This window comes from Radiobacillus sp. PE A8.2 (assembly GCF_045635475.1).
Lineage (GTDB): Bacteria > Bacillota > Bacilli > Bacillales > Amphibacillaceae > JBJGXI01.
On sequence record NZ_JBJGXI010000083.1, the window covers coordinates 1 to 10,298 of the forward strand.

The 10,298-nt window shown below is 36.7% G+C and carries 10 protein-coding genes; all 10 read left to right on the forward strand.

The window, feature by feature from the left end; all coding sequences use genetic code 11:
• On the forward strand, nt 1-758 hold a 758-nt coding region (locus ACI6MV_RS24350; protein WP_407272914.1), incomplete at its 5' end, for a GGDEF domain-containing protein.
• A gap of 49 nt (nt 759-807) precedes the next feature.
• On the forward strand, nt 808-1,101 hold the full coding sequence (locus ACI6MV_RS24355) for a Dabb family protein (RefSeq protein ID WP_407272915.1): 294 nt from the start codon (nt 808-810) through the stop codon (nt 1,099-1,101).
• A 291-nt stretch (nt 1,102-1,392) separates the two neighbouring features.
• A complete protein-coding gene (locus tag ACI6MV_RS24360) occupies nt 1,393-2,013 on the forward strand; it encodes a transposase (protein ID WP_407272916.1) in 621 nt (206 codons plus the stop codon).
• The gene (locus ACI6MV_RS24365) at nt 1,994-2,107 is read left to right on the forward strand and encodes an isochorismatase family protein (RefSeq protein ID WP_407272917.1); all 114 of its coding nucleotides are present in this window, start codon (nt 1,994-1,996) and stop codon (nt 2,105-2,107) included. The genes ACI6MV_RS24360 and ACI6MV_RS24365 overlap by 20 nt, the downstream gene beginning before the upstream one ends.
• Before the next feature lie 422 nt (nt 2,108-2,529).
• Nucleotides 2,530-3,069 carry a helix-turn-helix domain-containing protein gene (locus ACI6MV_RS24370; protein ID WP_407272918.1) on the forward strand — a complete coding sequence of 180 codons (540 nt, stop codon included), beginning with the start codon at nt 2,530-2,532 and terminating at the stop codon, nt 3,067-3,069.
• A gap of 90 nt (nt 3,070-3,159) precedes the next feature.
• Entirely contained in the window at nt 3,160-4,236 is a 1,077-nt protein-coding gene (locus tag ACI6MV_RS24375) for a Gfo/Idh/MocA family protein (protein WP_407272919.1), read from the forward strand.
• A gap of 54 nt (nt 4,237-4,290) precedes the next feature.
• Nucleotides 4,291-4,647, forward strand: coding sequence for a cupin domain-containing protein (locus ACI6MV_RS24380; protein WP_407272920.1), 357 nt, complete (start codon nt 4,291-4,293; stop codon nt 4,645-4,647).
• A gap of 32 nt (nt 4,648-4,679) precedes the next feature.
• Entirely contained in the window at nt 4,680-5,774 is a 1,095-nt protein-coding gene (locus tag ACI6MV_RS24385; protein ID WP_407272921.1) for a glycoside hydrolase family 172 protein, read from the forward strand.
• 184 nt (nt 5,775-5,958) lie between these two features.
• Nucleotides 5,959-6,594 carry a hypothetical protein gene (locus ACI6MV_RS24390; protein WP_407272922.1) on the forward strand — a complete coding sequence of 212 codons (636 nt, stop codon included), beginning with the start codon at nt 5,959-5,961 and terminating at the stop codon, nt 6,592-6,594.
• Nucleotides 6,595-7,757: 1,163 nt separating this feature from the next.
• The coding region (locus ACI6MV_RS24395; protein WP_407272923.1) for a carbohydrate binding domain-containing protein at nt 7,758-10,298 on the forward strand (2,541 nt) is incomplete at its 3' end.

Here is a 10,298-nt window from a genome sequence, read left to right on the forward strand (position 1 = left end):
CGGTAGTCACTTTATTTGTTGGCCTGCCTTTTTTCCAATCAGAACAGAATATAGTAATTGGCCATTATATTAATTTATCTGTTTTCTTATTTTTTTGTTGGTTAACCTCACGCATGCTTTATAGAAGTTATGCAAGAAACTTTTGTAATGAACTTTTATTAAAGGAAATGAATAATGATCTAGCATTAAAAGTAATCGAAAATGAAGAGATAAATAATGAGCTAGAAGCAGTAAATGAAAATCTTAAAAGTTTAGCAATAATGGATGAGTTAACTAAAGTATCAAATCGCAGAGGTTTCCATGAGTATCTGCAACAATCTATGAATAGTGGTAAGCGTAAACTTTCTTTGTTAATGATGGATATTGACGCATTCAAGCAATTCAACGATTACTATGGACATTTACATGGAGACCGTGCCCTTTATTTGGTTGCTCAAACGACTAAGGATATAATTGAACAGGAAAAACAATTCGTTGCCAGATTTGGCGGTGAAGAATTTTTAGTGGCAGCTTTTGATTTAGATGAAGAAAGTGCATATCAACTTGCTGAATCTATCCGCGGTGCTGTGAAAAACCTTAAATTAGATGCTGAACCATCACCAATTTCTGATTATCTTACCTTAAGTATTGGTATAGCTTCAGGGTCGGTAGTTAAGCAAAAAGATGTGGAAGATTTAATGAGTCAGGCGGATACTGCATTGTATAAGGCAAAAATTAATGGAAGAGACCGAGTAGAAGTTTTAGTTAACGAGAGATAATTTCCATTTAAACTCGGAATACAAATCCAATCTAGAAAGAGGGATGTACATGATTGATCGCAGTATATTGTTAAAGTTTGAAGAAAGTACTACCGAAAAGCAGTTACAACAGGTTGTGGAGAGATTCAAATCTTTACAACAACATCTGACAGGTGTGGTTGATCTTCAAGCAGGTCTGAATATTAGTGACCGTAATAAAGGTTATCAAGTAGTATTGACTGTACGTTTTGAAAATGAAGAAGCACTTCGAGCATATGAAAATAATCCAGAGCACCACGCATGTTCTGCCTTTATAAAGGAATCGGGAAGATTGGACGGTATTGTAGTTGATATAGAGATTTAGTGAAGTAAGCCTGTTACAGTGTGACAGGCTTTTTTTATAGTAAAGGAAATTATAAAATATACCACTAGCGTTGCATAGACTTTCTAAACAAAAGTCAAGGAATATAAATCGTTTGAAGATTGGGACTATTGGCAATATTAGCAATTTAAAGCACAAAAAAACCTTATAATTAGGGTATGGTAGTCCTGTCCAAATCCCTAATTATAAGGAGAATACATCCATGGACAATAATACCATAAAAACTGTATTCAAGGAATACATACATCCATTAGATTCGAAAGTTATTCAAAAATGATTGACCATGCTGAGATTGACAAATATGTTAAAAAGCTAGATTTACTAACATTTACAAGGCTTTTTATCCATGCCCAGCTAAAAGGACTGCCTAGTTTACGACGAGTAAGTGAAAATGTGAAACGTAAAAAAATGGTACAAAGACAAGTAGGTTTGGAGAGTATCAGTAAATCACAACTTTCCAGAAAGTTTGGTGAGATACCATCTGAAATATTTCAAGTTATCATGCACCAATTGATTCAAAAGTTACATCTTATACTTGGTCCAAAGAAGGCTGAAAAAGCACTCGGAAAGATTCATTTAATTGACTCATCAACGCTTTCCATGTGCCTTAGTCAATATGAATGGGCAGATTTTCGAGATACAAAATCCGGGATAAAGATGCACACCTCTCTTGTTTTTTGCGATGGTGAATCCTATCCAAACGATGTCATCATTACGCCAGCTAGACCAGCAGACGAAACACAGTTGGATGCAGTGATTGTGCAAGATAAAAATGCGCTGCACGTATTTGACAGAGGTTATTTCAACTTTGAAAAGTTTGATTTCTATTGTGCAAAAGGAATTCGATTTGTGACTCGAATCATTTCCGTCGATTATGCAATTAGGTCATTGTAAGGAAGGTACTTGGGATAGCTGTATTATTGATGAATTAACACCAGAGCCTAAGGATTATATTGTAAAAAAGAATCATTTTAGTGTATTCTACTAAACTTACCTGGATCAACTGTTAGACAAAATAATAGGTGAAATAAACAGACTATGTTTAGCAAAGTAAATACTAATCATTAGCAAAAAAGAAACGTTTGGATTGTTAATTGCCCAAACGTTTTTTATATTGTCTTGTTAGCTAAACCTATTTTGTATTTGTCAAAGTAAAGATTTTTACATAGTAGATTTAAACATGATCGATAAAGTTCCGTGTGTAAATCAATGGTGCAGATGAAAAAATTGCATAACTAACCATAACGAAAAGTTCTATGTATAATTTGAGGTTGACAAATTTTTAAAAAATAATAAAATAGAAGCATGAAACAAAGTTGAATTAAAATAAACAAAGTTAATTATTAGGAACTATGGTTTCTTTTTGTGTAAGTATTTATATTTTTTATATGCTAGATTGGAGACAAAAGAATGACAATTGGCACGCGAATCCGAATACTTAGAACGGACCAAAGGCGTACATTACAAGAGATAGCAGAGGCGAGTGGTCTTACTAAAAGCTTTTTGTCGAAGGTAGAAAACGGGAAATCCGTTCCAGCTATCGCTTCTTTAATGAAAATTGCTGACGTTCTTGGTGTAAAAGCATCTGAATTAATGGATGAAGAGGCGCATGTAGGAACTGTTTTTACTCCTCACATTGCAACAGAAAAAAGAACAATAAAAACGGATAAGGGATATTCGTTTTTGCCTGTCGCTGTTGAAAGAAGTGAAAAGGTAATGCAGCCCTATATTTTCACTGCAAGAAAAGGAGAAATAAGTGGGCAGAAGCTTTCTCACGCAGGGGAAGAATTTATCTATATTTTAGAAGGAGAAATGACGTTTCAGGTAGGTGACAAAGAGTACTTATTACAGGTTGGAGACAGTTTATATTTTGACTCAATAGAAAATCATGAGCTAAAACCTGTATCCGATGAAGTGCGCTACTTAGCTGTATTTACGAAAACTCCATAGTTATACTGGTTGTCACTTTTCTGGCAGCCATTAATTATAGCGTTTGTATTCTGAATATTAAATTAATACCCTAGAAAAGGAGGAAATGTATTGATCAAATATAATTTTGAATATGAAAAGAAAGTCAAGGTATGTTTTATTGGTGCAGGGGGACACTCATTCCGTAATGTATATCCAACCTTTCAGTATGCACCGATTGATTTATTGGCTATATGCGATATGAATGAGGACAGGGCAAGAGATTACGCTCGCCAGTTTGGAGCTAGGAACTATTATACAAATCACCATGAGATGCTAGAAAAGGAACGCCCTGATGCAGTATTCATCGTGACAGCTTATACATCGGAGGGCCGTGTGCAAGCTACAGAACTAGCAAAAGATATTATGAAAGCTGGTGCACATGTCTGGATGGAAAAACCGACTGCAGCTTCTACTGACGAGATTAAGCAATTAATGTCGATGAGTGAAGAGAAAAATTTATTAGTGATGACAGGCCTTAAAAAGATATTTTTCCCTTCTATAGAGAAAGTAAAAGAGATTATGGATACACCAGCATTTGGAAAACCATCTTCTATTTATATTCGCTATCCACAAAGCATACCTGTTTTAGAAGAACGTGGAGATTTAACGAAGATGACAGGTTTTCTAGATCATATTTTCCATCCAGGTTCAGTATTGCATTATTTAATGGGACCGATTCGTGATTTCTCTTATTTACGAGAGCCTAACAATGGTGGAACTGTAACAAATATAAGATTCACTTCTGGTGCAGTTGGAACAATGCATATGACTGCGGGCATGTCTAAGACAAGTCCATTAGAACGATTGGAAGTAATCGGAGAAGGTTCAAACGTCATAGTTGAAAATGGAGTAAAAGTAACCTATTACCGAGAGTTAGAATCCCGAAATTATGGGAGGTCAGCATCTTATTTATGGGATAACAAAAGTGCCCCGCTTTACTGGGAACCAGAATTTTCGCTTGGTCAATTATATAACAAGAATATATTTTACTTAGGTTATGTACAGGAGGTGCTTCATTTCTGTGAGGCTATATTAGAAGAAAAACCACTTGAGAAGGGTACATTACAAGAGTCTCTAGAGATTTTGAAGCTTTTTGAAGCGTATTGTACAGCGGAACAGGGTACTTTAACGACGATAAATGAGTAATTACTAATTAACTCACAACAATAGGTTTGAAAAAAAGAAATGGAGTGATACATGATGGCAACAATAACAAATTTGAAAGATGAAAAACACGTATTGGATATGGATTGGGGAAAAATTCAATGGTTGTGTGGTAAAGAAATAGATCCAGATGCAGAAATGACATTTGGCATGGTATATATTAACGCTGGAGATTCTAATCCACGGCATATTCACCCGAATTGTGAAGAATTTATTTTTGTGTTATCGGGAGAATGTGATCATTCACTTGGAGATGAAACATTCCATTTGGAACCAGGAATGATGCTACGTATTCCAGCTGGTGTTCCTCACCACGCCGTTACGACTACTTGGGAACCTTGTCGCATGATTATTACTTATTCTTCTGGTGATCGTCAGACTATTGGTGAGTAATGTATTCCTGACAAATATAGGAGTTGGAATGAATGTACACATTTAATGGACTAGGTATGGGGATGGGCAATTTGTCCAAATTATCTCATGCAAAAACAAGGTCGATTAGCGCTGAGAATTACTCGGGTGAAAAAGGAAAAGGCGGAATGGCTACAGATGGTTTCGCTACAAAACGAGCGGAAGGCTTGGGGCAAGGATGGAAGGTAAACCCTGCTATCCGTATTCCAGCAAACACGAAGGTAACTATTGCTAATATTGAAGGACCAGGTGCTATTCAGCATATATGGATGACAACACAACCGAGGAATTGGCGCAGATTGGTTCTTCGAGCGTATTGGGACGAAGAAAAAGATCCGTCCATAGAAACACCATATGGTGACTTTTTCTGTAACGGATGGAATGAAAGATGTAACGTTAATTCTTTACCAATAGCAGTTAATCCAGCAGGAGGATTTAATTCTTACTGGGAAATGCCATTTCGAAAATCTGCTCAATTTACAATTGAAAACCTAAGTGAAGATGAAATTGTACTGTTCTATCAAATAACATATACATTAACTGAAGTACCAGACGATATGGCGTATTTTCATGCACAGTGGAGAAGGAACAATCCTTTACCATATAAAGAAGTCCATACCATTGTTGATGGAATACAAGGTCACGGTCATTATGTAGGAACTTACATCGCATGGGGCGTTAACAATAATGGCTGGTGGGGAGAAGGAGAAATAAAATTCTATATGGATGGAGATCAAGATTTTCCAACCATATGTGGTACTGGAACAGAGGATTATTTTGGTGGAGCTAATAACTTCGAACATCCTACCGGCGAGTATGGAGAATATTCAACAGCATATTTAGGGCTACCGCAAATAATCAAGCCAGATGGATTATATCGCAGTCAACAGCGGTTTGGCATGTATCGGTGGCATGTTATGGATCCTATTCGATTTGAGAACGACCTGAAGGTGACCATTCAGGCGCTTGGTTGGAGGAATCAGGAATCAGGCCGACTAAGGTATTTACCACTTCAAGATGATATTGCATCTGTTGCTTATTGGTATCAAACAGAGCCACATGTACCTCATCCTGAATTTCCTGAGAAGGATTTTTTGGAAGTGATATAATTCATATTATAGAATGTATAAATTCAATGTCCAATAACACCATTTACATTTTAGGGTGTTATTGGGCATTTTATTTATAATTTGAGTCAATTTCATAATTACCTTATACAGATAGCTAAAAATCAGTATTATGAAATTGACTAATTTGACTGTTTTTTTATAAACATTGAAGGGTGGAATTGAAGTGAGCAAGATTAACACTGACTATGTATGGTATTCGAGTTATGGATCGAACCTATGTGAAGAAAGGTTTCTTTGTTACATCAAAGGAGAGAAGCCGCCAGGTTCAAGCAAACGTGAAGTTGGATGTAGAGATCAGTCATTACCGTTACAAACACGTGTTGTTAATCTACCTTTTCATCTTTATTTTTCAACTCATTCTAAAAGATGGGGGGGAGGGGTAGCATTTATAGGCACATCAAAAGATAGTTCCGTGAGAACTTTAGGTCGTATGTATTTAATAACAAAGGAACAATTCATTGATGTCGTGAAACAGGAAAATGGTGTCGACGATATTGTTATTGATTTTGATAGCGTAATAGAAAACGATTCAAAAGTTATACGAGAGTCAAGATACGGTAACATTATGTACGTTGGTGACTGTGATAATTACCCGATCTTCACCTTTACTCATTATCTCGATATAGACCAAATCGAACATACGACTCCGTCAAGAAGTTATCTAACTATGTTAATACGAGGCTACAAAGAAGCATATTGTGTTTCGGATGAACAAATACTGCAATACTTACTAGACAAACCAGGAATTAAAAGTAAATATACTACTGATCAGCTATTACAAATAATAAAAGTGGCTTAAGCACATAGGCCATACAGATACAGATTGTAAAACTCAACATGCATTACTATTAGTTATTCAAACTAGTATAGAAACATTACCTATGTTGACAATTTGTTTTCAGTGCTTTGCGTGTTGTAATAAACGAAGACTCCTCGTAGATGATTACTAAGTGGTGGGAACATACGAATTACCAATCCTTTGATTTTGAAGGGCTGATGTATTGGAACATGAAGGTAAAATGGCGCAACTATATGCAGATTATTATGGAAGCCTATTAACGCGTAGGGAGGCAATCTATAAGAATATTGATGTCGTTGTAGCGCTTATAGTTTTCATAGTCAAATCAAAAGATAAGGCGCCATACTACCAATTTCTATTGGTGTTGGTAGCCTATTTTTATTAACCCGATTCTAAACTATATGGGATCTCAAATAGCTATGTAAGGTAATTATGAAGTTGACTCATCTAGTTAACTAAAAAGCTAAGGGCTGTGTTCAATTATAAAAAGACAGTTAATGGACTTGTCATTTTATAATTTTTACTATAATCTTATGTACAACAACAAGTGATTAATGTTGTGTGAATGTACTATAACAATTATCTCGAATTTGCAGAAACTATATCCTCTGTATAATTTATATAAAGAAATTTACTATATCAATTGACCACAAAAAATAAGGTTAAAAAAGTCCTCTTTTGAATAACTGATCTTTCAGAGGATCTAGCGATTCACTCACCTTTTGGAGGCAAATCAAAGATTATACTAGAATCCCAGTTCTAGTTGAAAATTTTATTCTTTATTCTTCATAGATTAACTACAAATATCTCCATGAGTTTTTCAAGCATCTACTAAACTGCCATTGTAGAACGATCAAATTTAACAGAATACTGATTAACAACATGTGTATTCACTTTCCTCTGCTATTTTGAATTTGATTTAAACAATTTCAATCTTATTACCTTCACTTCTAGGATTCAAACAAAAATCACAAACTACTAAAAATCTATAACATCTCTGTTGCCCTAGGAAGATTTGTTTTTCTTTATTTATCTCTAGTTGAAAAGAATAGAGGATATGAGGAAAGTTTATCTATGAGAAACTATGTTGCGTGCGCTTAAGGAGGTGATCAAATAAGTAGCAAATTGATTCTTTATAAAAATTTGAGAGGAGTTATTATTAAATGAAAAGATTCTTTATACTTATGATGGTAATACTCTTATTATTGCCAACAGTTACGTATGCTGAAGAGGGTGAAACCTCAACAACAACGGAAACTGAGGGTGTTACGGAGCTTGCAAACGGTAGCTTTGAAACGGATGAGAATGATGATAACTGCCCAGATGGTTGGGAGTGCTCAGTTGACGGGGATGGTACATATGATATTCTTACTAACCCAGTCCATAAAGGTGCACAATCATTCATGACCTATGATAACAATACGGATGGTTATAACATTATCGAACAAGTTGAAGTTGCAGTGACTCCTGGAATTACTTATATGGCTTCCGTTTGGCACCGCACGAACAATGTAAGTGACTCTCCTTACATTCAATTAATTTTTAAAGATGCAAACGGCGATCAAATTCAAGGGGAAAAGCTGTATGCAGATGCAGATCTTAATCCAACCCACGACTGGAAGGAAATCAGCGGGAAGGTAACTGCTCCACAGGGCGCAGCTACAGTAGATTTTCGTTTAGCACAAGATGGTGTTTCGGGTAGTATTTATTGGGACTCTGCCTCTATTAAAGATGTTGGCAATGTGATGTTTAACGGTGGCTTTGAAATGGATACTGATCAGTGGACTTCAAACAGTGTAGGAAACGTTAGTGTTGATCAATCAGATTCCGCAGAAGGAGTCCGTTCTATTAAATTATCAGCTACTGCAGATGAAGAGGTAGTAGTAGAACAAGACGGGGCAATTAATGGCGGTGTATGGTACCGCTTTCAAGGCAGTGTAAAAACTGACAACGATGATTCTGCACTGCAGGTACAATGGATGGATGCGAGTGGTAATATCATCGACGAAGAGTCTATCATTGCTTCCTCTTCAGAATGGGATGAAATCGCTAAAGATATCCAAGCGCCAGTTGAAGCAGTAAAGGTTAACGTTCAAGTTACGCATCAAGGTACTGGAGCAACATGGTGGGATATGGTCAATGTTGAACAGCTTCCAGAGATTGAAGATTTCGGTTCACAGGCGTTCACATTGCATACAAATAACGGTACTTTTGATGATCATTACGCATATACGGTTACGACTCTAGGTTATAACTTTGGAAAGATTGATTTAAATGATGGTAGTTTGGAAGTATTACTTCAAGCTAACTCTAATTCTTTAGGAACGATGCTGCACTCAAATGGTAAGGTATATCTAACTACAGATGGTGTGCAGGTATATGATCCAGAGACAGAAAAAATTACTAGCTTAAACTTACCAACAGGCTGTAATCGAATAAATGGCTTATTTGAGCTTTCTGATGGTAAGGTTTGGGGTACGTGTTATGGCCCTAGTAGGTTATTTACGTATGACCCAGACACAGAAGAATATGAAGATCTTGGTGTAATTGATAATGAAAGATCGTATTTATTTGATGCGGTTGAATATAAGAACAAAGTATTCCTTTCGCTTGGTTCACCAGGTGCGCTCTATGTCTATGATAAAGATACTGGAGAGACAGAAAGAATTCTAGAGAACCTTGATGAATCTAAACACGTTAGAGGTATTAAACTCTATGGAGATCGACTATTCGTTAAACGGGTAAACCCAACGGACGCCGTTGTTGTCGATCCTGATACGTATGAAGAAATAGCACATCTAGAGTATGTATATGGTGAGCTAGCGCCACCAGATGCAGAGAATCGAGTTGTTTTCACATACGATGATAAATTTAACTATTTTGATCTAGATGATGATTCAATTGGAATCATGGAATCTGAGCACGTCTTCCCGAATTCCGGAAATGTTGGTGTCGTTCAGCTTGATGATCAAGTGAACTTTCCAGGAAGCTCTTATGCAGGGATTAGTAACTCTGGAAATGCATGGGTTTGGAATCCGCAAACAGATGCTTACAAAGAGATACCTATCCCAATGCCATCTGCGGCGAGTAAAACGTATCAGCTTACCGTTGGTGGAGATGGCTACGTATATGGTGTTGGTGTACAAGGCGCAGGTTCATTCCGTGTAAATCCTGACGATCCACTAACGACAGAAACATTTAGCGGACCAGGTCAAGCCGAGGGAATGGCTGCAATTGGAGATTACATTTATTTCGGTAACTATCCTTATGCAGTATTTTACCGACAAAATATACATGAGCCATGGAATCCGGAGACCATATTTGATTTGGGGGATTCGAAACAAAATCGACCAGTGGCAATGAAGGCATATGATGGCAAAATTTATGCTGGAAGTATTGCAGATCGTGGTTATTTGACCGGTTCTCTTGCAGTTTATGATCCGGAAACAGAAGAAGTGAAAGAATATAAAGGTTTAAGCCCAGACCAATCGATTACTTCTCTTGCCGTTAAAGGGGACTACGCATACCTCGGCACTACCATTCATGGTGGACTCAGTACTAGTCCTATTACTGAAGAAGGAAAACTAGTCGTCTTTAACTTGGCTACGGAGCAAGTAGAAGAAACGATTATACCGTTAGAAGGTAATGAAGTGGTGAGTGCGCTTACAATTGGTCCAGATGGAAATGTCTGGGGTATCGGTGGG

Bases quoted from the DNA above. Each gene is read 5' to 3' on its own strand.
- ACI6MV_RS24355 (WP_407272915.1), top strand. From the start codon at position 808: ATGATTGATCGCAGTATATTGTTAAAGTTTGAAGAAAGTACTACCGAA.
- ACI6MV_RS24360 (WP_407272916.1), top strand. From the start codon at position 1,393: ATGATTGACCATGCTGAGATTGACAAATATGTTAAAAAGCTAGATTTA.
- ACI6MV_RS24365 (WP_407272917.1), top strand. From the start codon at position 1,994: ATGCAATTAGGTCATTGTAAGGAAGGTACTTGGGATAGCTGTATTATT.
- ACI6MV_RS24370 (WP_407272918.1), top strand. From the start codon at position 2,530: ATGACAATTGGCACGCGAATCCGAATACTTAGAACGGACCAAAGGCGT.
- ACI6MV_RS24380 (WP_407272920.1), top strand. From the start codon at position 4,291: ATGGCAACAATAACAAATTTGAAAGATGAAAAACACGTATTGGATATG.
- ACI6MV_RS24385 (WP_407272921.1), top strand. From the start codon at position 4,680: ATGTACACATTTAATGGACTAGGTATGGGGATGGGCAATTTGTCCAAA.